This window comes from Williamsia limnetica, from assembly GCF_003217475.1.
Lineage (GTDB): Bacteria > Actinomycetota > Actinomycetes > Mycobacteriales > Mycobacteriaceae > Williamsia > Williamsia limnetica.
In genome coordinates, this window is the sequence record NZ_QJSP01000003.1 from 28663 (window position 1) to 53123 (window position 24461).

The following is a 24461-nucleotide window of genomic DNA, read 5'->3' on the forward strand; positions in this document are numbered from 1 at the left end:
CTGCGCGGCCGGCTCTGGCTGCTCAAGGGAAACAATGTTAATCGGGTACGACACCGCACGCAGCCCTGTGGTCTGAACAGATGGCACCCGCTCCGACCCTTGCGGACCTGAGTCGGCTGCGTCCGCTCACTCGTGCGAGGGCTGCCAGCGACCCATCCCGAGAAAAGCGATGACCAGCTGTTTTTCCGTTCGAAGAATGAGCTCGTCCTCTTCTCTGGTGTTGCGGCGGTCGAGCTCGACCAGTTCCGCGACCGCGTGGAGCATCACCGTGACGATGAGATCTCCGGCAACCTCCAGATCATCGGCAGGCCATTTGGCCAGTTCCGGTATCCGAGACAGGTCGATGGCCAGCTCGCGGGAAAACAACTTCAGCTCCGTGTCGATCGCTCGGCGAACCTCACTGATCCCGCCGTACTGTTCGCGCACCAGAAAGCGGAACTGCGCCTCGTTGGCGCGAGCCTGCCGCACCAGCACCGCCAGCGACTCCTTCGCCGTGGGTACAGCCGCCCGGGCCGCGAGGTCGCGCCTGCCGTCGCGCAGCATGCGGCGCAACGTCCGCATCGAATCCTCGACCAGCGTGACCCCGACCTCCTCCATCGACGCGAAATGTCGATAGAACGCGGTAGGGACGATTCCGGCGCGCTTGGTGACCTCGCGCAGGCTGATCGAGGCGAAACTGCGCTCGCCCACGAGTTCGAGGGTCTGATCGAGCAGAGCCTGGCGGGTCCTGCTCTTCTGTTCAGCCCTGGTGCGGGTCGCGTCGTCGAGTCGCTCGACCGACGGTGGAACACGCCGGGTACTGCGAGTCCCCGAGCTGTGGTGTTTCGACGTCCGCGACACGCAGGTCAGTGTACGTCTGTGCACCCGCTGGGCTGCGGAGGCACCAAGCCGGACGTGATGGCGGTTACACATTCATTCCTTGACTTCATGGGGTCAGGTGATGCCACACTGTCTGTGTACAGATGTGCACTGAAATGAAAGGACACACGGATGACCAAGTCGCTTTCCGGATTCTTCGGTTCGGTGCTCGAAGCAGCCCTGACACCTCACCCCGTCGACCGCTATCTCGAACTCGTCGATCCGCGCATCACCTGGACCGACCTGCGCGCCGAAGTGATCGCGGTCGATCGCCGGTCACCCCGCTCGGTCACGATGACCCTGCGTCCGACCCGGCAATGGACCGGCTTTGATGCCGGACAGTTCGTGCAGCTCAGCACCGTTATCAAGGGCGTTCGGCACAGCCGTTGCTACTCGCCCGCAAACAGCGCCCACAGCCCTGACACCATTGAATTGACCCTCACCAGCCACGAAGACGGCTTCGTCTCCAAGCACCTGCGCGAGACCGTCAGGACAGGACAGGTACTGGGCCTGCAGCCGGCAACAGGCACCTTCACGCTTCCCGCCGAACGCCCCGACAGCCTTCTGTTCATCAGCGGCGGCAGCGGCATTACACCCGTACTCTCAATGTTGAGAACACTTGTAGCCGAGAACCACCGCGGAGACGTCACCTTCGTGCATTACACGCGAAGCGAAGACGACCACCCGTACGCGGCTGAACTGGCGGACATCGCCTCGGCCCGTCCCGATTGGACCATCACCACCCACTTCACTCGGCCCACCTCCGATGCGGATACCGATGGCCATTTCCGGTCCGATCATCTGAGCGGGATCGATCTGAACGCGACACAGGTGTTCCTCTGCGGGCCACCCGCTCTGCACGAGTCGGTCTCGGACCATCTCGCCGCTGCCGACGCCGAGGCCAATCTGCACACCGAACAATTCGTGCTCGTCACACCGGCAGACGTGGACGACGACGCTCCGGCGCACGGGCAGCTCAGCTTTGCCACGAGCGGCAAGGACGCCGAGAACGACGGCACGTCAATTCTCGAGCAAGCCGAGAACGCCGGTCTCACACCCGAATTCGGCTGCCGCATGGGTATCTGCTTCTCATGCACCGCGGTGAAGAAGTCCGGTCTGACCAAGAACATCCTCACCGGTGAGACCGACACCGAATCCGACAAACACATCCAGCTGTGTATCAGCAAGCCCGTCGGCGACTGCGTCATCGACATCTGACGCTCGTCGACATCTGACCGTCGTCGGACGTTTTCAGTCCAGCCCCAGCACCACCTCGACAGCTATCCAAGGAGTCACCATGACAACCACGGAACTAGTCCTCACCGAAGATCAGGTCGACGAGCTCGGCCGCGAGCTCGACGCCCTCAAGGCCCGCGTGGTCGCCGACCTCGGCGACAAGGACCGCGACTACATCTACTCGATCATCAAGGCCCAGCGCACCCTCGAGGTCGCAGGCCGCGCACTCATGTATTTCCCGTTCATCCCTCCCGCGTGGTTGGCAGGCGTGGGCGCGTTGAGCGTGTCGAAGATTCTCGACAACATGGAGATCGGCCACAACGTCATGCACGGCCAGTACGACTGGATGCGTGAGCCGAGCCTCAACTCGCGCGAATTCGAATGGGACACAGTCTGTCCTGCGGATCAGTGGCGTCACAGCCACAACTACATGCACCACACCTTCACCAACATCGTCGGCCAGGATCGCGACATCGGGTACGGGATCCTGCGCATGGACCGTGACCAGAGCTGGAACCCCTACTATTTGGGCAACCTCGTCTACGCCAGCGCGCTGATGATCCTGTTCGAGTGGGGCGTAATGCTCCACGACCTCGAGGCGGAGAACATCGTCCAGGGCAAGCGCAAGTGGACCGACATCAAGGGCCTGGCCAAGGGAATGTGGCGCAAGGCCAGCCGCCAGGTCCTCAAGGACTACGTTGTGTACCCGGCTCTCACCGGCCCGTTCTTCGTCACGACCCTCGTCGGCAACGCCAGTGCCAACATCGTCCGTAACCTGTGGACCTTCTCGATCATCTTCTGTGGCCACTTCCCCTCGGGTGTACAGACTTTCACCCAGGAGGAGACGGCCAACGAGACCCGCGGCCAGTGGTACCTGCGCCAGATGCTCGGCTCGGCGAACATCACCGGCACTCCGCTGTTCCACATCATGAGCGGAAACCTCTCGCACCAGATCGAACACCACCTGTTCCCCGACATCCCGGCCAACCGTTACCCGGAAATCTCGGGTGAGGTCAAAGCGCTGTGCGAACGGTACGGATTGCCTTACAACACCGGCAGTTTCAGTCACCAGATCGGTTCGACCTGGCGCAAGATCGCGCGCCTGTCGCTGCCGAATTCCTGGGTGGCCGACGACGCGCAGTTCAGTGTTAAGGTCGAGTCGAAAGTTGCCGCCTAGGGGGCCGCTCGGGGGGTCCGGGTCGGGTGTCGGCATCGGAACGGAAGGCTCATATGGTCTCGCAGTTCGAGCGGAACAAGGACATCGCCCAGGAGTTGATCGAGTCGACCGCCCACCGGGTGGGCCGGATCGCCTCGATCATCACCGGGGCAGTCATCGACGTCACCCATGAGATCGGTGATCTGATCACCGACGGGATCGAGATGCGCGAAGCGGCTCGTAAGGCGCGGCGCGATGACACCACAGACGTTTAAGCGCCGGAACCTGGCGATGGCGATCCTCGCCTTCGCCATGTTCATGGACTTGATGGATGTGACGATCGTCAACGTCGCGATCCCCTCCATCCGCGATGATCTCGGCGCCAGCCCGGCCCAGATCGAGTGGCTGGTCGGCGGATATGTGCTGGCGTTCGCCGGCGTCCTGATCACCGCAGGCCGACTCGGTGATCGCTACGGCAGGCAACGGATCTTCCTGATCGGCATCGTCGGCTTCACCTTGGCCTCGGTGCTGGCCTCGACCGCACAGACCGGCAGCATCCTGGTCGCCTCCCGCGTACTCCAGGGATTCTTCGCCGGCCTGATGGTCCCGCAGGTCCTGGCCAACGTGCAGGTGCTCTATCGCCCGAAGGAACGGGCGCCGATCTTCGCGATCCTCGGTGTGATCACGGCGATGGCCGCGGTGATCGGTCCGGTGCTCGGCGGCTGGCTGGTCACCAACAACCCCCTCGGCGGCGAGTGGCGGTCCATCTTCTTCATCAACGTCCCGATCGGCATCATCATCGCCGTCGCCGGATATTTCCTGGTTCCCAACACCAAGTCCGAGAAGGTCACCGATCTCGACCTCGTCGGGGTGGTACTTGCGGTCGGTGGAGTGCTGCTGCTCGTGTATCCGCTGGTGGAGGGACGACAGCTCGGTTGGCCTGCGTGGTCCTTCGTGATGATGGCATTGTCCCCCGTCGCGCTGACGGCGTTCGTCCTGCAGCAGAAGCGGCGGACCGCCGAGGGCAGCGCACTGATCCCACTGCGGCTGTTCGGCAACCGAGGGTTCGTCGGCGGCTCGGCCATCCAGTTCCTGTTCCAGGGGTCCATCACCTCGTTCTTCCTGATCCTTGCCCTCTACGTGCAGGTGGGCCTGGGCTTCGAGGCCATCACCGCCGGTGCGATGACCCTGCCGTTCAGCATCGGTGCCGTACTGGCCGCCGGGGTTGCAGCGGCGCTGACGACGAAGCTGGGCCGCAGTCTGCCCCTCATCGGCGGAGTGATGATGAGTGCCGGCACGGCATGGACCATCCAGGTCATCCGGTCGTCGGACGCGGCCTTCTCCAGCTGGGACACCGTCATCCCCATGGGCCTCGCCGGTCTGGGATTGACGATCATGCTCGTGCCGCTGCTCGACATCGCCCTCTCGACCGTCGACGTCAACGATTCCGGCGCCGCGTCGGGCACCTTGAACACCTTCGCCCAGGTCGGTGGAGCGGTCGGGGTTGCGGTCACCGGCGTGCTGTTCTTCGGTGAGGCGGGCAGATACTCCCAACCCGAGCTACTGCACGCATTGTCCGTCGCGGCCTGGGTGCCCATCATCGGCTATGCCCTGTGCGCCCTGGCGAGTTTTCTGCTCCCGGGCCTCGGCGCCGTCCGCAAGCACGCCGAAGAACAAGAACGGATTGCCGAGATCGAAGAGGCTCGGCTCGCCGCCCAAGCCCCTGCCGCCGCCCCATGATGGGGTTCGGGTCACGGTGAGTTCAAAGGTGGGAGACGAAGGTTTTGGTGCGTAGCGTGTGCCTGTGCTGACTTTTCCGAACCCCGTCAACGACTACGCTGCGCGATCCACCGCTGGTCTCGTGGTCCTGCTGGCCGTGGTCGCGATCGTTGTGGACAACCCGTTGGTCTACGCGGTGCTGGCCATCGGCTTCGCGCTGCGCGTGGCGTCGGGTCCGACACTGTCGCCCTTCGGTCAGCTGTCGGTCCGGGTGATCGTGCCGCACGTGATCAAGAAGACCAAGCTCGTTCCCGGACCGCCGAAGCGCTTCGCGCAAACGATCGGGCTTCTCGTCAGTGGAACAGCGCTGGTGCTCTCACTGCTCGGCTACGGCCTGGCCGCCCAGATCACGACCGGCGTTCTGATCGTCGCGGCGCTGCTCGAGTCCGTACTGGGGTTTTGTCTGGGCTGTGCTGTCTTCGGCTTTCTTCAGCGGCGGGGAGTCATCCCGGACAGCGTGTGCGAGGCATGCAACAACATCTCGCTGAGAGATTCTGACCCGGGCATTTCTGAGCCGGCGGCCCGCGGGTCAGTCGTCAGCGAGTAGCGACAGCGCGATTCCGTCGAGTATGTCGTGCTCCGAGACGACCAACTCGGTGATCGACGTCTTCTCCGCGATGATGCGGGCCAGTTCCAGAGTGATCAGCGACCCTCCACCGATCACGTCGACACGACCTTCGTGCATGGGTCCGAGGGCCGCCCGCTCGCTGCGGGGCATCCGGACCAGACGCCGGCAGACGTCCGCCAGCGTCCCGAAGTCGACGCGCGAGAGGTGGATCAGCTCGGGGTCGTAGTCGGGTAGGTCGGCGGCGAGTGCAGCCAGCGTGGTCATCGTGCCTGCGACTCCGACGAGGGTACGGGCACCGTCTACCTGGACGCGCGAAAAAGCCTCGCCGAGAAGTTCTTCGATGATGGACCGCGCGGCGGCAATCTCTTCATCGGTCGGCGGATCGCTGTGCAGGCATCGCTCGGTGAGGCGGACGCAGCCGATGTTCGCAGAATAGGCGGCGTGAACACCGTTCACGTCCCCGAAGACGACCTCCGTGGAACCTCCCCCGAGATCGACCACCACGAACGGGCCTTCGGCCTGGTCCAGATCGCCGACGGCGCCGGCGAACGACAGCCGCGCCTCTTCATCGCCGGTGATCACTTCGGCGACGGTTCCCGGCACCACCTGTCCGAGCAGATCGCGGGTCATGGCGAAGAACTCGTCGCGGTTGGCGGCATCTCGGGACGCCGACGTCGCCACCATCCGGACTGCGGTGACGCCATGCTGCTTCATCGTCGCCACGTAGTCTGCGAGGGCGACGCGGGTTCGTTCTATCGCCTCGTCGGCGAATGAGCCTGTGGCGTCGACACCCTGACCGAGTCGGACGACCCGCATCTCGCGGTGCAGGTCGACGAGCCCCGAGTCACCTGCGCGCGCGACGAGTAGCCGGATCGAGTTGGTACCGCAGTCCACTGCGGCGACGATCTCCGTCATTCTTCGACCGGTGACCGCGTGGGCGGCCAGTCCGCAGGTATCGCCGTACCGCGCAACCCGGCGTCCGCGGCCAGCGAGACCGCCTCGTCGCCGAGAGGATTCACTCCTGGGCCCTTCGCCAGCGAGTGCGCGATCAGAACGTGTAGGCATTTGACGCGATCGGGCATACCGCCGCCGGTGAAATCGGTTCCGAGTTCCTCGATGGCGTCGCGTTCTGTCAGATACGACTCGTGCGCTCTCCGATAGTGCGCCGCCAGTTCCGGATCGTCGAGGAGCCGGGCACTCATCTCCCGCATCACCCCACCCGATTCTTGGCGACTCGCCTCGGCGGTCAGCCGCGGGTCGGTCAGATAGAACAGCGTCGGGAACGGCGTCCCGTCCGGCAACCGCGGGGCGGTCTTGACGACCGCGGGCTGCCCATCGGGGGTCCGGTAGGCGATCTCGAGCACACCACGCGGTGCGCGCCCGAGCTGCCGCGCCACGACATCGAGATCATCTTGCGAGACAACAGACTTCGGTTCGGGAGTAGACATTATTTCTCGGGCACCGATACCGAATTCCACAGGTTGGTGTACCAGGGGTTACCGGCCTGCTTCTCTGCCTTGCGTTCTTCGTCCGATTTGCCCGGCGGCACGGGGTACTGCATCAGCAACGGCTTCTCCCCCGGCATCACGAACTGCAGGCGTTCGCGCGCCTGCGCCTCGATGTACGCCGGATCGTTTTGCTCGGCGACCTTTTCCTCGTAATCCCGCACCTCGCTCTGGAGTTGCGCATTGCTCGAGCGGAGCTCGTCGAACTCGGTCTGCTGAGAGAAATAAGTGCGCATCGGAACGGCGAGGGTCAGTGCAAGCAGGCTCAACACCGCCGCCAGCACCACCGCGCGTTTGGGGTTGATGCTCTCCCATTTCGACGACAACGCAACGGCCCCACGTGGCAACGTCATCGACGGCTTCGCGGACGTCCGAGTGGACGCCCGCACCCGGGACGCGGCCGGCCGGGCCGCACTGCGCCTACCGGAACGGGTGGGCGTACCGGAACGGGTGGGACCGGTGGCCCCATCCCGCTTCCGGTTCCGTCTCTCAGCCATCACTTGGCGACCATCGACTTTCGGAGTTCCGCTCAGCCCTCGAACGAGAACCGGGGGAAGGCGAGGTCGCCCGCATACCGTGCGGCGTCACCGAGACCTTCTTCGATGCGCAGCAGCTGGTTGTACTTCGCGACGCGCTCGCTGCGGGCGGGGGCGCCGGTCTTGATCTGGCCACAACCACACGCCACGGCGAGATCGGCGATGGTGGTGTCCTCGGTCTCACCCGATCGGTGGCTCATCATCGTCTTGTAGCCGTTGTTGTGGGCCAGGGCCACGGCATCCAAGGTCTCGGTGAGCGTGCCGATCTGGTTGACCTTGACCAGCAGCGCGTTGGCGGCGCCGCGGTTGATGCCGTCTTCGAGCCGCTCGGGATTGGTGACGAAGAGGTCGTCGCCGACGAGCTGGACCTTGTCGCCGATGGCCTCGGTCAAGGCGACCCAGCCGTCCCAGTCGTCTTCCGAGAGCGGATCCTCGATCGACACCAGCGGGAAGTCGTTGATCAGCTGCTCGTAGAACGCCGTCATCTCCGCAGCGGTGCGGTTGGTGCCCTCGAACGCGTAACCGGTTCCCTCGGTGTGGAACTCGGTGGCTGCGACGTCAAGCGCGAGCGCGACGTCGGTGCCCAGTTTGAGGCCGGTCTTGCCGATCGCCTCGCTGATGAGCTCGAGTGCCGCCTTGGTGCCCGCGATGTCGGGGGCGAAACCGCCCTCGTCACCGAGGCCCGTCGACAGTCCCTTTGCCTTGAGAACGGACTTGAGTGAGTGGTAGACCTCGGCACCCCAGCGCAGCGACTCCTTGAACGTCGATGCCCCGATCGGCGCGACCATGAACTCCTGGACGTCCACTCCGCTGTCGGCGTGTGCGCCGCCGTTGATGATGTTCATCATCGGCACGGGCAGGATGTGCGCGTTGGGTCCGCCGATGTAGCGGAAGAGCGGGAGACCCGCCGACTCGGCGGCACCCTTGGCGACTGCAAGGGAAACGCCCAAGAGCGCGTTGGCGCCGAGGCGTGACTTGTCCGGGGTGCCGTCCAGGTCGAGCAGCGCCTGATCGACCAGACGCTGATCGTCGGCCTCGATGCCGATCACGGCAGGTGCGATCTCGCCGAGCACGGCCTCGACCGCTTTGGTCACGCCCTTGCCGCCGTAGCGCTCTCCACCGTCACGGAGTTCGACCGCTTCGTGTTCACCGGTCGACGCACCCGACGGCACTGCTGCACGAGTGAACGTGCCGTCATCGAGCACCACTTCCACCTCGACTGTTGGGTTGCCCCGCGAATCGAGGATCTCGCGCGCTCCGACCTGATCGATGCTGGCCACGGCATAACTCCTTCGGGTCTTGAACTCACCGCCGACAACGCAGGTGGTCTCGGCTTATCGCTACAGAGCCTAATGCCCAACACTGTCCGCCATCGACTGACGCACCGGTAGAGCCGTCAGTTAACGATCAGTAGGCGACGTTGACCGAGTACGCATTGGCATGATCACGCACGTCGAGGACGTACTGCATGGAGTTGTTGTAGACCTTGACCGCCTTCTCCCAGCCCTCCGGCGTGGTGAGGTCGCCACCGGAGACACAGAGGTACCGGGCCGCCGACAGCGCGGCGTCGTCGATGTTGTCCATGTCGGCGCGACCGTCCCCGTTGGCGTCGACCCCGAACCGCTCCCAGGTGGCAGGAATGAACTGGAACGGACCCATGGCGCGGTCGAGCTGATCGTCGCCGTCGAGGGTGCCGGAATCGGTGTCGGCGATGCGCGCGTTTCCGGAGGTTCCGTCCAGTGGTACGCCGCGGATCTCCGGGGAGACGTCGCCATTTGCAGCGATCTGCGAGCCGCGGTAGGTCCCGTGCTTGCTCTCGACTCCGGCGATGCCTGCGAGTGTGGTCCACGAGATGCCGCATTCGGGATGCTGCTGCCGCTGGATCTCTGCCGCGTTGCCATAGGCCTCGAGCGATACCAGAGGGATCTTCGTCTGCTCCGCGATCGGGGTCGCCCAATCCCGTAACAGCTCAGCCGTCCGGCCGGGGGTGTTGATGTCGAAGTACGGAAGCGGCGCGCCGGGGTTGGGCGGGATGCCCTCCGGGATGGCCACCTTCGGCTTCGACGGAAGGTCGAGGCAGCTCGTGGTCAGCAGCACGCTCGACGCCAGTGCGATCGACGCCGCAACCCGACCGATGAACGAACTCCCGCCACCGATCGCCTTTCGACGCTCCATTGCCGCCACCGTGATCCTCACCGTCTCCAAGACTGGAGTACTTTTCCTCGTGCGCGTTCGGCCCACCTGATGTGGCCGTCGTTCCACTGTGCCTGATGGATGCGTCGATTACGGGTATCGAATCGCCGTCGTCGGCCAAAGCGGATACAAGACCCCATGTCCGTTATGTACGAATTTGCAGGTCAGCGCGAAATCTGGACATTCTCCCCAATACGGACCAACTCCCGGGCGGACGCAATGGTTCCCCGGTTTGCGCGCTACGATCGCCCGGTTAGGCAATGCGACCCTAACGATCCGTAAAGGAGCTGACGTGTTGAACATTGCTGCTGGCAGCTCCGGACCCTCGGTCGCGACCCAGCTCTTCGGCAGCGGCCTCATCGGCGTCCGAGAGGGTCTTGAAGCCGGCATCGTGGTGATGATCCTGGTCGCGTTCCTCGTCAAGTCCGATCGGCGCGATGCACTGAAGTGGGTCTGGCTAGGGGTCGGCGCCGCGATCGCGATGGTGTTGATCATCTTCGCGGTGATCCACTACGGAACCTCGACCGTCACCGGGCTGACCGCGGAAGCGATCGCCGGGGTCTCCTCGCTCGCGGCCGTGGTGATCGTGACCTTCATGGTGCTGTGGACGAAGCGCGCGGCGGCATCGATTTCCGGCGAACTCAAGGAGTCGATGGCCCGGGCCCTGGAGGTAGGCGCCGGCGCGGTGGTGCTGCTCTCCTTCCTGGCCGTCGGTCGCGAGGGTGTGGAGACCGCGCTGCTCATGGTCGGTTACGCCGAGAACACCTCGGGCAGTAGTTGGCCGCTCGTGGGTTTGATACTCGGTGTCCTGATCGCCGTGGTCCTCACGGTGCTGCTCTATCAGGGCACCGTCCGGATCAACTTCCAGAAGTTCTTCACCTACACCGGCATCTTCCTGGTCTTCGTCGCCGCCGGCATGCTCGCCTACGCCATCCGCGCCCTGCAAACCGTCGGCTGGTTGCCCGGCATGTCGAACACGGCGTTCGACCTGACCTCCTGGTACGACCAATCATCCTGGTACGGAACCGTTCTTGCCGGGATCTTCAATTTCCGCCCCGACCCCACCGTGCTGCAGGTGGTCGGGTGGGCGGCCTACGTCGCCGTCGTCATGACCGCGTTCCTGTGGCCGCGACGGACAAAGCCTGCACCAGTTCGACCAACTCCCACGTCGGCCGTCGCCTAGCTCCGGTCACCTAAGAAAGGCAGTACTCCCCACATGAAACGAACCCGATCGACGAAGGTCGTGGCGCTGATGTGCGCGGCGGTCGCCGGCCCACTCGTCTTGGCGGCCTGTACCGACAAGACCGAGGCGTCCGAGGGTGACATCGCCGTGTCCACCACCGACGACAGCTGCGATCTCGCCAGCACGGACGCGGAGACCGGCAACGTCTCGTTCAACGTCACCAACAACGGCAACAAGGTCACCGAGTTCTACGTCTACGGCAACAACAATCGGGTCCTCGGCGAGGTCGAGAACATCGGGCCAGGCCTGACCGGCAAGCTCACCGTCGAAATCGTCGAGCCCGGAAAGTACGAAACCGCCTGCAAGCCGGGCATGGTCGGCTCCGGCATCCGCACCGAACTCAACGTCACCGGTGAGACCAAAGAAAAGGCCAAGACTCCTGCGGACGTCGAGCAGGCCAAGGCCTCCTACCTCGATTACGTCCGAGGCCAGGTCAATGGGCTGGCGGCGCAGACCGCGACCTTCACCGCCGCGGTGAAAGCAGGCGACCTCGAGGCCGCCAAGAGCCAGTTCGGTCTGACCCGTACGTTCTACGAGCGCATCGAGCCGGTGGCCGAGTCGTTCCCCGACCTCGACCCCGCGATCGACATGCGGTGGGACGATACCGAAGACGGCGCGCAACCCTTCACCGGTTTCCATCGTCTCGAGCGCTTCCTGTGGGCTCCGCAGCAGGCCGACATCGGCGACAACCCCGGCGATGTGACCCAGGCCGACTTCGACAACGCGATCGCGACCGACAACAAGGCGGAAGCGGACAAGGCCGCGGATGCATTGCTGGCCAACGTCAACACCCTCAAAGAAGAAGTCGACAAGACCGACTTCACCTTCGAGACCGGTTCGTTCGTCAAGGGCCCGCAGGCGCTCATCGACGAGGTCGCGGCCACCAAGGTCGGTGGCGAGGAAGACCGTTACAGCCACACCGACCTGTGGGACTTCGCGGCCAACGTAGACGGCTCTGAAACGCTGATCGCGGCGATGCAGCCGATCATCTCGGCGAAGAACCCCGAGCTCATGGACAAGATCACTGCGCAGTTCGCGGAGGTCCGCACCTCGATCGAGAAATACCAGACCGCCGACGGCTTCCAGTCATACGACCAGGTCCCCGAGGAGGCCCGCAAGACCTTCTCCGATCAGATCGATGCGCTCTCGCAGAGCTTGAGCCTCGTACCAGGACTGGTGATGGGCCAGTCGTGACCCAGGCAGCACACTCATGACCGAACCCGGGGGCACCGGCCCCGAAGAGACCGCGCCATCAGGCGCCGAGCACCGCACTGGCGTGACCCGCCGGGTGGTGCTCGGCGCTGCCGGCGTCGGTGTGGTCGCTGCTGCAGCGGCCGGAGGTGTTGCGGTGGGCAGGTCGACCGCAGCCGAATCCGCAGCCGATGCAAGCGCCCACGTCGTCCCCTTCTACGGGACACGGCAAGCGGGCATCATCACCGAGGCACAGGACCGGCTGCACTTCGCCTCGTTCGATGTGATCACCGACAACCGCGACGAGCTGATCGACATGCTCAAGCGATGGACCGCCGCAGCCGAGCGGATGACCCGGGGGCTGGACACCGTCGAAGGCGGCGCCCTCGAGCTGGGTGACTACACTCCCCCGGCTGACACCGGAGAAGCGCTGGGGCTCTCGGCGGCTTCGCTGACCCTGACCATCGGCTTCGGGCCAGGGCTGTTCGGCCCCAGCGCAGCCAACCCGACGGGCGTCGACCGCTTCGGTCTCGCGGACCGCAAACCGCCTGCCCTGCAGGATCTGCCGGCCTTCGTCGCCGACGCGATCGAACGTCCACGCAGTTTCGGCGACATCGGCGTCCAGGCGTGCTCCGACGATCCCCAGGTGGCGGTGCACGCCATCCGCAATCTCGCGCGTATGGGATTCGGGGTCGTCAGCGTCCGCTGGTCCCAACTCGGCTTCGGCCGGACCTCCTCGACCACCACAGCGCAGGCGACACCGCGAAACATGTTCGGGTTCAAGGACGGCACCTCGAACATCAAGTCCGATGACACTGCAGCGCTCGACCAACACGTCTGGGTCGCAGGCGCGGACAATCCGCCAGGGGCACAGTGGATGACCGGTGGCTCGTACCTGGTGGCCCGCCGGATCAGGATGGACATCGAACCGTGGGATCGGGCGATGTTGCTGGAACAAGAGCAGATCGTCGGACGATTCAAGGGCAACGGCGCACCGCTCGGCAAGGTCGACGAGTTCGACGACCCCGACTTCAACCTCGGCGACGGCACCGGACCATTGATCGGCCGCACTGCCCACGTGCGACTGGCACATCCGGACAACCTCGGCGGTGTCCGGATCCTGCGGCGCGGATACAACTTCACCGACGGATCAGACGGGTTCGGTCACCTCGACGCCGGTTTGTTCTTCATCGCCTACTGCCGCGACGCGCACACCCAGTTCGTCCCGATGCAGCGGGCGTTGGCGAGCAAGGACGCCATGATGGAGTACCTCATGCACACCGGGACGGCGTTGTTCGCCTGTCCCCCCGGGCTGCAAGAAGGCGAGTACTGGGGCCAGCGACTCTTCGAATGACCCGCCCGACCCCGGTTTTGGTGGGTTGTGGCGACTGAACTCCCAGGTCAGCTTCGCCGGAACCCACCAACATCGGGCTAGCGGGGATAGTGGGTGCGCCAGAAGTCCGCGTTCTTGAGTTCACCGGGTGCAGCGGCGGTTTCAGCGAGTCGGATCTCTGCCATGAAGGCGAGCACCGACTGACGGAGGTCATCCTCGATGCTCGGCCCTTCTGCGGTGACCCGGATGTCGGTGACGTTCCGCGGCAGGAGGTCGCGCGGAAAATGCGCTGCGTCAAGACGTTCGAGAACCTTCTGGGCCAATGCGAGTGACGGCTGACCGGTCGCGATGCCGTCCAACACCGATCCCCGCGCCTTCTCCGCAGCCTTACGTGTCTCCCACTCCTCGAGTTGCGTCTGCAGATCGATCTCGCTGCCGCTGAGAACACCTTGCGTGCGTGCGGAGATCTTCGTGGTGAAAGCCCTTGCCACATCATCGATATCGAAGGGCCGGTCGGCGCGGTCGGCGGCTATCCGGGCGTGGAAGAGCACCTGCAGGAGGATGTCGCCCAATTCCTCGAGCAGGTGATCGCGATCGCCCGAATCGATGGCGTCGAGGAGTTCGTAGGTCTCCTCCACCAGGTAGCGCCGCAGAGATTCGTGGGTCTGGTCCCGCTCCCAGGGTCCGTGGCGCCGCAGCCGGTCCATCAGCTCGACCGCTGCCAGCAACTCGTACCCGTTGGGCTGCCCGACGCCGCCGGACTCGTCGGTCATTTCTTGCCCGCGGCCTCTGCCGTCGCCTCGCCGGGCAGGCGCATGTTGACCGAACCCGGCGTGCGGCCGTCCACCACCAGCATCAGGTCGGCGACCACTTGCACCAGGTCGACGTCGCGCACCCTGTCGCTGCCGATGCCGCCGGTCCGTGGAATCGGTAGCCCGACCACTCCCGTGGTAGCCCGGTAGACGACGCTCGGGTACAGCCTCTTGAGCCGGACCTGTTGCGAATCGAGGAGCTTGAGCGGCGAGACCTTGATCTGGCTGCCCGCAACACCGACCTCGGTGACACCGAGTTCACGCGCGAGTTGCCGCAGCTTCGCGACGGAGACCAGCCGCGAGACCTCGGGCGGCAGCGGACCGTAGCGGTCGACGAGTTCATCGACGACGCCGGCGATCTCTTCCGCGGTGTCGGCCGACGCGAACTTCCGGTACGCCTCGAGGCGCAACCGGTCGGAGTCGACGTAATCAGGTGGGATGTGGGCATCGACAGGAAGGTCGATCCGGACCTCGCGGTCTTCTTCTGCGGCGATCGGCCTGCCATCGGCTGCTGCTCGATAGGCTTCGACGGCCTCGCCCACCAGCCGGACGTAGAGGTCGAACCCGACGCCCGCGACGTGACCCGATTGCTCCGCGCCCAGCACGTTTCCGGCGCCGCGCAACTCGAGGTCCTTGAGGGCCACCGCCATGCCGGCGCCGAGCTCGTTGTTCTGCGCGATGGTCGCGAGGCGGTCGTACGCGGTTTCGGTCAGCGGCTTGTCACCGTTGTAGAGGAAGTAGGCGTAACCGCGTTCCCGGCTGCGGCCGACGCGGCCACGCAGCTGATGGAGCTGCGAGAGTCCGAGCACCTCGGCCCTGTCGACGATCAGGGTGTTGGCGTTGGAGATGTCCAGACCCGTTTCGATGATGGTGGTACACACCAAAACGTCGTACTCGCGGTCCCAGAAGCCGGTGACGGTGCGTTCGAGCAGATCCTCGCCCATCTGACCGTGCGCCACCACGACCCGGGCCTCGGGAAGCATCTCCTTGATCTGGGCCGCGGTCTTGTCGATGGTGCTCACGCGGTTGTGTACGTAGAAGACCTGTCCGTCGCGGAGCAATTCGCGACGGATGGCGGCCGCAACCTGCTTCTGCTGATAGGCGCCGACGTAGGTCAGCACCGGATGCCGCTCTTCCGGAGGGGTCAAGATCGTTGACATCTCACGGATTCCGGCCATCGACATCTCGAGCGTTCGCGGGATCGGAGTCGCCGACATGGTCAGCACGTCGACGTGGGTACGCAGCGCCTTGATGTGCTCCTTGTGCTCGACACCGAACCGCTGTTCCTCGTCGACGACAACCAGACCGAGGTCTTTCCAGCGGACACCTGACGCCAGCAGTCGGTGGGTTCCGATGACGATGTCCACGCTGCCGTCGGCGAGTCCGTCGATGACCTTGCGCGATTCCTTGGTGTCGGTGAAACGCGACAGCCCCGCGACCGTGACCGGGAACCCCTGCATGCGTTCGGTGAAGGTGGCCAGGTGCTGTTGCGCGAGAATGGTTGTCGGCACCAAAACAGCGACCTGCTTGCCGCTCTGCACGGCCTTGAACGCGGCGCGCACCGCGATCTCGGTCTTGCCGTATCCGACGTCGCCGACGACGACGCGGTCCATCGGTACGGGTCGTTCCATGTCGGCCTTCACCTCACCGATGACCGTCACCTGGTCCATCGTCTCGGTGAACCCGAAAGCGTCTTCCATCTCGCGCTGCCAGGGTGTGTCGGGCTCGAAGGCGTAACCGGGCGCGGCGTGCCTGGCAGCGTAGAGCTGCACGAGCTCACCCGCGATCTCCCGAACAGCTTTGCGCGCTTTGCGTTTGGTGTTCTGCCAATCCGAGCCGCCGAGCTTCGACAGCGACGGGGTCTCGCCGCCGACGTAGCGCGAAAGCTGATCGAGCGAGTCCATCGGCACGAACAATCGGTCGCCGGGATGGCCGCGTTTGCTGGGCGCGTACTCGATCACCAAGTACTCGCGGCGCGCGCCGCCGATGGTCCGTTCGATCATCTCGACGAACTTGCCGATGCCGTGCTGGTCGTGCACCACCATGTCGCCGGCGGTCAACGCCAACGGGTCAACCTGGTTGCGGCGCTTGGCGGGCAGCCTGCGACCGTCTTTGGCCCCGGTGATCCGCGCACCGGTGAGGTCAGGCTCTGTGGCGATCACCAGTCCGGCGTCCGGCAACACCAGCCCCGAGGTCAGTGCACCGCGCAGGACGGAGACGATGCCGGGTTCGGGCAATTCGCCGGCCTCGCCCAGCTTTGCCGCGACATCGGCCTCACCGAGGCGTTCGACGATACGTTCGGCGGTGCCCGCTCCGGCCGCGACGATGGCCGCACGATTTCCGGCGTTGATGTGCACACGCAGCGCAGCAAAGGTTTTCGCGACCTCGCCCTCATCGCCGCGAGGCGCGGGGCCGGCAGCGAGAGTGAGTTCCGTGCCGATACCGATCGGGCTCAGCGTCCACCACAACCGGTCGGCAGCGACGGTCTGCGCGTGCACCTCGGTGAGTGACCGGTAAGCACTGTCCTCGAGATGCAGGACCTCACCGAGGTCGATGGGTGCCTCCGCGCCGCCACCGGCGGCAGTCCAGGACGCCTCGAGGAACTCTGCACCGGTCCGGGCCAGATCCGAGGCGCGGGTCCGGACCTTCTCGGGATCGAGGACCAACACGTGGGTGCCCGTGGCCATGACCTCGGTCAGCAGTTGCATCTGCCCCGGCACCAGCGCCGGGATGAGGGCTTCCATGCCCTCGGTCGCGATCCCGTCGGAGAGTTTGGTGAGCATCTCCACCAGCGGGCCGGTGGAACCCTTCTCGGCGTCTGTACCCGACGCGGACACCCGCTCGGCGAGGTCGGCGGCCCGCATCCGGACCCCGTCGGTCAGCAGCAGTTCACGGCACGGATGAATGTGGACCAGCTTCATGTCCACTTCGGGCTGGCTGCGCTGATCGGCAACCGAGAACGCACGCTGCTCAGTGATCTCGTCGCCCCAGAACTCGACGCGCACGGGGTAGTCCGTCGTCGTCGGGAACACGTCGAGGATGCCGCCGCGGACGGCGAACTCACCCCGTTTGCCGACCATGTCGACGCGGGTGTAGGCGAGTTCGACCAGCTTTGCGATCAGGTCGTCGAAGTCGACTTCGGCTCCCTCGCGCAGCGTGATCGCATCGAAGTCGCCCAAACCGGGCGCCATTGGCTGCACGAGCGAGCGGACGGTGGTCACCACGACCTTCAGTGGTGGACCGTAGCTCTCGTCTTCGGGGTGGCGGAGACGGTGCAACACACGCAGGCGCTGACCGACGGTGTCCGCTGACGGGGACAGCCGCTCGTGCGGCAGTGTTTCCCAGGACGGGAACTGACTGACCGTCTTGCCGATCATGTCGCGTAGTTGGGCGGTGAGTTCGTCGGCCTCGCGCCCGGTGGCCGTGACCACGAGGATCGGGCCCGGCGCGGCGGCCGCCATCGCGGCGATCACGAACGGCCGCGCGGCGGGCGGTCCTACGAACTCTTGTTCCGGCGTTCCGAGCTTGGCCACGAGACCGGTGAGCGCGGCGTCGGACGCCGCGATCTGTGCCAGTCCCGACAGCTGTCCCGTGAAAAATGCAGCAGAGGGCCCAGTCACAACAACCAGTTTACGGGTGCCGTCCGACACCCGACCACGCAGTGTCTCCCCTGCGTGGACGGTCCTGAGGTGACCGGGCTTGGTGAAGCGGCGAGGCCGTAGTCCACGACCCCGCCGAGGCCGCGTTCTCCACTAAGCTGGCGGGATGACAACACGCTGGTCTGCGGCGAACCTGCCTCGGATGGACGGCAAGCGCGTCGTCGTCACCGGCGCGACCAACGGCATCGGCTGGGAGACCGCGCGTGGCCTCACGCGGGTGGGTGCTCAGGTGGTGCTGGCCGTCCGGGACCTCGAACGGGGCAAGGAGCGCGCCGCCCAGCTCGCGGCCGAGACCACCGGAGCCCGTACCGAAGTGGTCGAACTAGACGTCGCCGATCTGGCATCGGTCAGGCGGTGCGCCGAGGGGCTGGGGAAAGTCGACAGCCTCATCAACAACGCAGGCGTGATGGCGCGCGAACACACACAGACCGTCGACGGATTCGAAATGTGCTTCGGCACCAACTTTTTGGGGCCTTTCGCGTTCACCAATCTGCTACTGCCGAACATCGCCGAAAGGGTGGTGATCGTGGGGTCGACCTCACACAAGACCGGAACGATCAGACTCGACGATCCACATTTCGAGCGACGCGGGTGGAGCCGACCGAAGGCATATTCGCAGTCGAAGCTCGCAGACATGCTGTGGGCCCTGGAACTCGACCGCCGACTGCGGGCCGCGGGGTCGCGGGTCTCGACGGCGATCGCCCATCCGGGCTGGGCAACCACAGGCATTCTCGGGGTCACCGGCATCGGCCCGATCGACAAGATCATCGAGGGGGCGGGAAACGTTCTGGCGAACAGCCCTGCCCAGGGCGCGGCGATGACGCTCTATGCCCTCACTCCTGAGGTGCCCTCGGGTGCGTACGTCGGACCTGACGGCAGGTTCGGTCTGCGCGGTGGACCCGTCTTTGTCGGGCGCACCCCAGCCGCCTGCGATTTTCGCACCGCGGGTCTGCTCTGGGAGCACGCAGAGGACGCAACGGGCACCAGGTTCGCTCTGTGACGATCATGATTCGCCCCGCTACAGCGCCCGATTGCGTCGCGGTGGCCGAGATCTACAAGTACTACGTCGACCACACGGTGATCACCTTCGATTACGACGCCCCGACTGCGGCCGACTGGAAGATCAAACGCGCCGACCTCCATGCCGCACGACTGCCGTTCCTCGTCGCCGAGGACGAAAACGGAACCGTCGTCGGCTTCGCCTACGTCGGTCAGTATCGGGTGAAGCGGGCGTACGACTGGACGGTGGAGAACACCATCTATCTGAGCCCGGATCACACCGGAAAGGGGTACGGCAAGACGCTGCTGCGGGCCCTTCTCGATGCGGTTGCCGCCACCTCCGTCCGCCGGGTCATCTCGGTGATTGCCGACAGTGCAGGCACCGGATCTGTCGCACTGCATGCCAAGGCCGGCTTCGAAGAGGTGGGCCGACTCAAGCGGGTGGGTTACAAGCACGGGATCTGGGTCGACTGCATCCTGATGCAGTTCGACCTCGACGATTCGGATGCGCCACCGACCTGAGCTGCGCCTGCGGTTCACCACGGAATGAAGCGGACCGCGGTCCTGTTAGTAAGATCATGACCATGACGCGTATGCCGACCCTGTATCTGAGCCACGGGGCTCCCCCGTTGGTCGACGACGCCTTGTGGGTGTCCGAGTTGAAGCAGTGGTCCAAGGAGTTGCCCGTCCCCAAGGCGATCCTCATGGTGTCGGCACACTGGGAGTCCGCGCCGCTGACCATCGGCGCAACAGACCCCACTGTGCCCCTCACATACGACTTCGGCGGGTTCGCGGAACACTACTATCGGGTCCGGTACGACGCTCCCGGCGCCGTCGAGCTCGCGGCCACGATCGCCGCGCTGATGCCGGATCAGCAGGCAGTGCATCATGATTCGCACCGCCGGCTCGATCATGGCGCATACGTTCCGCTGACTGTCATGTACCCGGAGGCGCAGATCCCGGTCTTGCAGATCTCGTTGCCGACGCTCGACCCGGAGAAGTTGCTCGACCTGGGCCGACGACTTCGGCCGCTGAGGGATGAGGGCGTCCTGATCGTCGGGTCGGGGTTCACCACGCACGGACTGCCATTCCTGCGCGATTGGCGACCTGATGCCGTCGCACCGACGTGGTCGAAAGAGTTCGACCTCTGGGCCGGCGAACGCTTCGCGGCCGGCGACGTGGATTCGCTGATCCGTTTTCAGACGCTGGCCCCGGGGATGCCCTATGCCCATCCCACCGCCGAGCACTGGTCGCCGCTGTTCGTCGCACTCGGTGCCAGCGACGACGCCGAACAGGCCGGCAAGCAGGTCATCGACGGCTTTTGGATGGGCCTGAGCAAGCGCAGCCTGCAACTGACCTAGTAGACCGCCCCGGGCCTCCCGATTTTGGTGGCTTCTGGCGAGCGTTTCCGCAGGTCGGCTTCGCCAGGACCCACCAATTCAGGACTCGGAGGTCGCGTCGTCCTGCGGTTCGTTGGGTCCCACCAGGTGCGGATCGAGCTCGAGGTGCATCAACCCGTTCCAGCAGAGGTTGACCAGATGTGCCGCGACCACCTCTTTCGAGGGTTCCCGTACGTCGAGCCACCACTGTGCGGTGGCCGTCACCATCCCGACCAGCGCCTGGGCGTAGAGCGGGGCCAACGCCGGGTCGCGGTCACGGCGCTGGAAGTCACTGGCCAGCAGGTGCTCGACCTGACTGATCGCGTCGGTGAGCAGACTGGAATAGCGGCCCGAATCCCCTGAGGTCGGGGTGCCTCTCACCAGAATCTGAAAGCCTTCGGTGCGGTCTTCCATGTAAGTCAGCAATGCAAGCGCAACTTGTTGAACGCGGTATCGGGATCTGTTCTTGGTCAGGGATGAGGTGACCATCTCCAACAGCGTTTCCATCTCGCGGTCGACGACCACGGCGTACAGCCCCTCTTTGCCGCCGAAATGTTCGTAGACAACAGGTTTCGAGACTCCTGCTCGCTGTGCGATCTCTTCGATGGACGTACCCTCGAAGCCGCGCTCGGCGAACAGTCCCCTGGCGACCTCGATGAGCTGGTGCCGACGTTGGGTACCGGTCATCCTCGCGCGCGGTGCGCGCTGGACCTTGTCTTCCTGTGCGGTGGGACGGTCGACTGTCACCACTGTCCCTCCTGTTACGAACGCTGACCTGTGCGGCTCACTATAGGCCGCACGTCGGTTCTGGATCCGAACCGGCAACTGCTCAACCGCGCTATCGGCAGTGTGCGCCGTTGACGAACTGCGTCAGGACATTGAGCGCCGATCGACTACGGGGACCTTAATCGCCCACATATCTGAGGCCGCCTCGGTGCTGCCCACCCGACCCGTTCGAGCAGGCAGCACCGTGCGCTTTCACACTATGGAGTTGTCAAGGTTGCATGCGCGGTCCCGGAGTGAGCCGGGTGCGACTGGGCCGAAAGTCTGTAGAGGTCAATCAGAGTCGTTCAGTAAGACGATTCAGGCGGCGAGCGTCATGGTTCTTCGGTTGTAGGCCGGTAACGGTCGCTGCTGTGGGTCCATCTCGACCGGGGGAATCAGCCACGGGTGCCCATCGGATCCCATGATCACGTCCCCCTGCGTTTTATTGTTCGCTCGTGGGTTGGGCCTCATTGCGCGCTCTTCGCTCGTCACGTGGTCGCTGCGCGCCCGCGTTCCTCGCTGCATCGCCCGCGGCCCAACCCTTCGCTCACGGGCATCGAGGGTGATCGAGGTGAACGTCGAATCACACGCCAGCTCTGCTGCTGTTGCTTCGGTGATCGGGCCCATCCACCGCAGCGACGCCAGGTCAGGGTGATCGGCTGGCACGGTCACAGTGACCTCGGTCCGCGGCGCGGACACCAAGCCTTGCCCGCCACCGCCGCAGTCGAGCAACTGATGCAACGCATCGGCCCTGGCCTGCGTCGGTGTACGCGCATCCGGGGACCCATCAGGCTCCGGACGTGGTTTCGACCAGAAGTCCAGGGCCGAGAACAACTTCTCCCCGATCTTTACGTCCAGGTCTAACCTCCCGACGCAGCGGCCGTCGCTACTGACCGCATAATCGAGGCTGTTCAGCGATGAATCTTCCGCGGGCGGTTTCCCGCCGGTCTCTGCGGCGTGTTCGTTACCCACAGCCCGGGCAGTGGCGCTGATCTCAGACGGCGGCGCTCCCGACACCGCCGCATTGAGCAACTGACTTTCGAACCCATACCGCTGGGCGTCGGTCACCGGCTCCACCGAGCGTCCCTCGATACCGGCCAAGCCTTTGACCACCGCGTCAACATGCTCGGACGACAGATACCCGTCGCGAGCCCATCCTGCTGTGCGATCCAAACCCGCAAGGCCGGCGCCGATCCGCACCCACCGCTGCGCCGACGCAGGTGCGGAACCATTGGCCTGCAACAACTTCGAGGTCGTTGACCCCGCCTTCCGCGCCAGGCCCAACTCGTCGATCACCGCCGCACACACCGACACCTGATGCTCGGTCGCATTGCGCAACGTGATCAGATTCCGAACCAGCGCCAACACTCCCGGCGCATCCCCTGGCACCGCCAGATCAACCAGCTCCGCCACTACCTTGCCTACGTCCACCGCGACCCCCTCGCGTCCGATCGATCGATTACGACCAACCTTACCGGCTCGAACACATGTTCGCAACCATATGAACAGACGAATGATATTGGTGCGCAGCGAGTTACGTAGTTGTGCTCACGAGTAAGTCAGCAGCACAGCACTTTCAGTGCAAGAATATCAACACCCTAGGACAACTGGCTTATCCGCCGACCCCCTGAACACGTTGGACACCGAAGGCTGCCGAGAAGGCCGACCGATCGAATTAGGCTCGCACTCAACGAATTCAATGAGTTCAACGAACTCAACGACACGCTAGGCGGCGATAAGGGCACGCTCGGCGTCAGCAAAGGCACGATCGGCGACAACAGGGGCACGATCGGCGGGCGCTGCTGCGAGCCCCACCGGTCAGAACGCTAGGGACCGTCCATCCAGATACCCGGCTCACCGTTCGGGCCCGGCTAGCACAGCAGAGCCTGTCCCTCCGGGGTGCGAGCCGTCGCCTGGGTTGCCGGATCGCACTGACCTCCGAGTTGGCCGGGTCCTGATGATGGCGCGATGTTTACCCACCTGTAGCCGCCGTTGGCGCCCATGTACTGACAGACGAGTTCAGTTCCTGAGGCATCGAATCCCACATAGCCAGGGGTATCGCACGTTGCGCCGAGGGCTGCTGCAATCTCCTCGACCGTGGGCTCCGCGACTGGCGGGACGATCGGGGGTGGCACCGGTGCTTGCTCAGTCACCGTCTCGGTCACCGGCGGGGGCAGGGTGACCGTGGTGATCGATGCTGTCCGCAAGTCCGTTCTCGAGGACAATTTCTGGTCTTCACCAGCGTGTTTGCTCCGCCACCAGGACTCGAACCTAGAATACCTGAACCAAAATCAGGAGTGTTGCCGATTACACCATGGCGGATTGTGCAAAACGATTGTGCCACGAGTGGTGGGTGCGCGAGAACACGCACCCACCACTCGTCTGCGAATCAGTCTTTCGGGCCACCCGCAACGTAGATGACCTGGCCTGACACAAAGCCCGCCCCCTCGCTGACGAAGAACGCCGCGGTGTTGGCGATGTCGTCGGGCTGGCCGACGCGTGCGACCGGGATCTGCGAGGCAGCAGCCGCTTTGAAGTCCTCGAACGAGACGCCGACGCGTTCCGCGGTGGCGGCTGTCATCTCGGTCTCGATGAACCCCGGCGCGATTGCGTTGGCGGTGACGCCGAACTTGCCCAGTTCGATGGAGAGAGTCTTGGTGAAGCCCTGCATTCCGGCTTTGGCTGCCGAGTAGTTGACCTGTCCGCGATTGCCCTGCGCCGAGGTGCTCGACAGGTTGACCACGCGACCGAACTTGGCGGCGACCATGTACTGCTGCACGGCGCGCGTCATCAGGAACGCACCACGCAGGTGGACGTTCATGACGGCATCCCAGTCCGACACCGGCATCTTGAACAGCAGGTTGTCCCGGGTGATACCCGCGTTGTTGATCAGTACCGTCGGATCGCCCAGTTCGTTGGCGATCTTCTCGACTGCGGCGGCAACAGAGTCTTCGTCGGAGACGTCGGCGCCCACTCCGAGCGCCCGGCCACCGGCGTCGGTGATCGCCTTGACGGTGTCAGCGGTGCTGGCCTCGTCGAGATCCAGGACCGCGATCGCCAGACCATCAGCAGCCAACTTCTTGGCTATCGCGGCCCCGATCCCTCGCGCCGAACCGGTGACTATCGCTGTTCTCTGCTCGCTCACATCAACTCCTTTGTCGAAGAAACCCGGATCAATCGCCGCAGACACCGTGAGCATCCCGCCAGGTGTCGCAGGCGAACCCCACCAGTTGTATCAAGTGCCCTCCG

23 protein-coding genes and 1 tRNA gene are annotated in these 24461 nt (G+C 64.7%); 11 read left to right on the forward strand and 13 right to left on the reverse strand.

Features of this window, described 5'->3' with window-relative positions; translation table 11 throughout:
- Positions 1-126: 126 nt before the first annotated feature.
- Positions 127-864, reverse strand: coding sequence for a TetR family transcriptional regulator (locus tag DFR67_RS05150; RefSeq protein WP_245937739.1), 738 nt, complete (start codon positions 862-864; stop codon positions 127-129).
- 126 nt (positions 865-990) lie between these two features.
- Here DFR67_RS05150 and DFR67_RS05155 point away from each other — a divergent pair, with 126 nt between their 5' ends.
- The 5 genes from DFR67_RS05155 to DFR67_RS05175 all read left to right on the forward strand — a co-directional run bounded on the left by DFR67_RS05155 (position 991) and on the right by DFR67_RS05175 (position 5576).
- Positions 991-2076 (forward strand): ferredoxin reductase, encoded by a 1086-nt coding sequence (locus DFR67_RS05155; RefSeq protein WP_110468373.1) that lies wholly within the window; start codon positions 991-993, stop codon positions 2074-2076.
- Between the two features lie 79 nt (positions 2077-2155).
- Positions 2156-3271, forward strand: a complete 1116-nt coding sequence (locus DFR67_RS05160) for a fatty acid desaturase family protein (RefSeq protein ID WP_110468374.1) — start codon at positions 2156-2158, stop codon at positions 3269-3271.
- Positions 3272-3324: 53 nt separating this feature from the next.
- The gene (locus DFR67_RS05165; protein WP_110468375.1) at positions 3325-3525 is read left to right on the forward strand and encodes a hypothetical protein; all 201 of its coding nucleotides are present in this window, start codon (positions 3325-3327) and stop codon (positions 3523-3525) included.
- Complete coding sequence (locus DFR67_RS05170) at positions 3506-4990, forward strand: MFS transporter (RefSeq protein WP_110468376.1); 1485 nt, start codon at positions 3506-3508, stop codon at positions 4988-4990. Before DFR67_RS05165 ends, DFR67_RS05170 begins: the two co-directional genes overlap by 20 nt.
- Before the next feature lie 64 nt (positions 4991-5054).
- Entirely contained in the window at positions 5055-5576 is a 522-nt protein-coding gene (locus tag DFR67_RS05175; RefSeq protein ID WP_110468717.1) for a DUF4395 domain-containing protein, read from the forward strand.
- Here the strand turns inward: DFR67_RS05175 and DFR67_RS05180 are convergent.
- The 5 genes from DFR67_RS05180 to DFR67_RS05200 all read right to left on the reverse strand — a co-directional run bounded on the left by DFR67_RS05180 (position 5559) and on the right by DFR67_RS05200 (position 9813).
- Positions 5559-6512 carry a Ppx/GppA phosphatase family protein gene (locus DFR67_RS05180; protein WP_110468377.1) on the reverse strand — a complete coding sequence of 318 codons (954 nt, stop codon included), beginning with the start codon at positions 6510-6512 and terminating at the stop codon, positions 5559-5561. The genes DFR67_RS05175 and DFR67_RS05180 overlap by 18 nt on opposite strands.
- Positions 6509-7045, reverse strand: coding sequence for a DUF501 domain-containing protein (locus DFR67_RS05185; protein WP_110468378.1), 537 nt, complete (start codon positions 7043-7045; stop codon positions 6509-6511). Before DFR67_RS05185 ends, DFR67_RS05180 begins: the two co-directional genes overlap by 4 nt.
- On the reverse strand, positions 7045-7599 hold the full coding sequence (locus tag DFR67_RS05190; protein WP_245937740.1) for an FtsB family cell division protein: 555 nt from the start codon (positions 7597-7599) through the stop codon (positions 7045-7047). The genes DFR67_RS05185 and DFR67_RS05190 overlap by 1 nt, the downstream gene beginning before the upstream one ends.
- Before the next feature lie 32 nt (positions 7600-7631).
- Complete coding sequence (gene eno / locus DFR67_RS05195) at positions 7632-8918, reverse strand: phosphopyruvate hydratase (RefSeq protein ID WP_110468380.1); 1287 nt, start codon at positions 8916-8918, stop codon at positions 7632-7634.
- Between the two features lie 127 nt (positions 8919-9045).
- The gene (locus tag DFR67_RS05200) at positions 9046-9813 is read right to left on the reverse strand and encodes a lytic transglycosylase domain-containing protein (RefSeq protein WP_110468381.1); all 768 of its coding nucleotides are present in this window, start codon (positions 9811-9813) and stop codon (positions 9046-9048) included.
- 313 nt (positions 9814-10126) lie between these two features.
- Between DFR67_RS05200 and efeU the strand changes: the two genes are divergently transcribed.
- Genes efeU through efeB form a run of 3 tightly spaced genes read left to right on the forward strand, consistent with a single transcriptional unit; the run spans position 10127 to position 13619 of the window.
- A complete protein-coding gene (gene efeU, locus DFR67_RS05205) occupies positions 10127-11014 on the forward strand; it encodes an iron uptake transporter permease EfeU (RefSeq protein WP_342766714.1) in 888 nt (295 codons plus the stop codon).
- Positions 11015-11047: 33 nt separating this feature from the next.
- A complete protein-coding gene (gene efeO, locus DFR67_RS05210) occupies positions 11048-12268 on the forward strand; it encodes an iron uptake system protein EfeO (RefSeq protein ID WP_110468383.1) in 1221 nt (406 codons plus the stop codon).
- A 16-nt stretch (positions 12269-12284) separates the two neighbouring features.
- Positions 12285-13619, forward strand: a complete 1335-nt coding sequence (gene efeB, locus DFR67_RS05215) for an iron uptake transporter deferrochelatase/peroxidase subunit (protein WP_110468384.1) — start codon at positions 12285-12287, stop codon at positions 13617-13619.
- A 77-nt stretch (positions 13620-13696) separates the two neighbouring features.
- On the opposite strand, the gene DFR67_RS05220 is transcribed toward efeB, so the two are convergent.
- Positions 13697-14371 (reverse strand): nucleoside triphosphate pyrophosphohydrolase, encoded by a 675-nt coding sequence (locus DFR67_RS05220; RefSeq protein WP_110468385.1) that lies wholly within the window; start codon positions 14369-14371, stop codon positions 13697-13699.
- A complete protein-coding gene (gene mfd / locus DFR67_RS05225; RefSeq protein WP_245937741.1) occupies positions 14368-18030 on the reverse strand; it encodes a transcription-repair coupling factor in 3663 nt (1220 codons plus the stop codon). Before mfd ends, DFR67_RS05220 begins: the two co-directional genes overlap by 4 nt.
- 145 nt (positions 18031-18175) lie before the next feature.
- Between mfd and DFR67_RS05230 the strand changes: the two genes are divergently transcribed.
- Genes DFR67_RS05230 through DFR67_RS05240 form a run of 3 tightly spaced genes read left to right on the forward strand, consistent with a single transcriptional unit; the run spans position 18176 to position 20429 of the window.
- The gene (locus tag DFR67_RS05230; RefSeq protein WP_110468386.1) at positions 18176-19069 is read left to right on the forward strand and encodes an SDR family NAD(P)-dependent oxidoreductase; all 894 of its coding nucleotides are present in this window, start codon (positions 18176-18178) and stop codon (positions 19067-19069) included.
- Positions 19070-19074: 5 nt separating this feature from the next.
- Positions 19075-19590 carry a GNAT family N-acetyltransferase gene (locus DFR67_RS05235; RefSeq protein ID WP_110468719.1) on the forward strand — a complete coding sequence of 172 codons (516 nt, stop codon included), beginning with the start codon at positions 19075-19077 and terminating at the stop codon, positions 19588-19590.
- A gap of 56 nt (positions 19591-19646) precedes the next feature.
- Entirely contained in the window at positions 19647-20429 is a 783-nt protein-coding gene (locus tag DFR67_RS05240) for a dioxygenase family protein (RefSeq protein WP_110468387.1), read from the forward strand.
- Positions 20430-20507: 78 nt separating this feature from the next.
- Here DFR67_RS05240 and DFR67_RS05245 read toward each other — a convergent pair whose 3' ends face one another.
- The 5 genes from DFR67_RS05245 to fabG form a co-directional block, all read right to left on the reverse strand.
- The gene (locus tag DFR67_RS05245; protein WP_110468720.1) at positions 20508-21194 is read right to left on the reverse strand and encodes a TetR/AcrR family transcriptional regulator; all 687 of its coding nucleotides are present in this window, start codon (positions 21192-21194) and stop codon (positions 20508-20510) included.
- A 336-nt stretch (positions 21195-21530) separates the two neighbouring features.
- A complete protein-coding gene (locus tag DFR67_RS05250) occupies positions 21531-22643 on the reverse strand; it encodes a DUF222 domain-containing protein (protein WP_110468388.1) in 1113 nt (370 codons plus the stop codon).
- Positions 22644-23083: 440 nt separating this feature from the next.
- Complete coding sequence (locus tag DFR67_RS05255; protein ID WP_146240375.1) at positions 23084-23365, reverse strand: hypothetical protein; 282 nt, start codon at positions 23363-23365, stop codon at positions 23084-23086.
- A gap of 97 nt (positions 23366-23462) precedes the next feature.
- Positions 23463-23534 (reverse strand) — tRNA-Gln (locus DFR67_RS05260).
- Between the two features lie 67 nt (positions 23535-23601).
- Positions 23602-24411, reverse strand: coding sequence for a 3-oxoacyl-ACP reductase FabG (fabG, locus tag DFR67_RS05265; protein ID WP_110468390.1), 810 nt, complete (start codon positions 24409-24411; stop codon positions 23602-23604).
- Between the last annotated feature and the right edge of the window lie 50 nt (positions 24412-24461).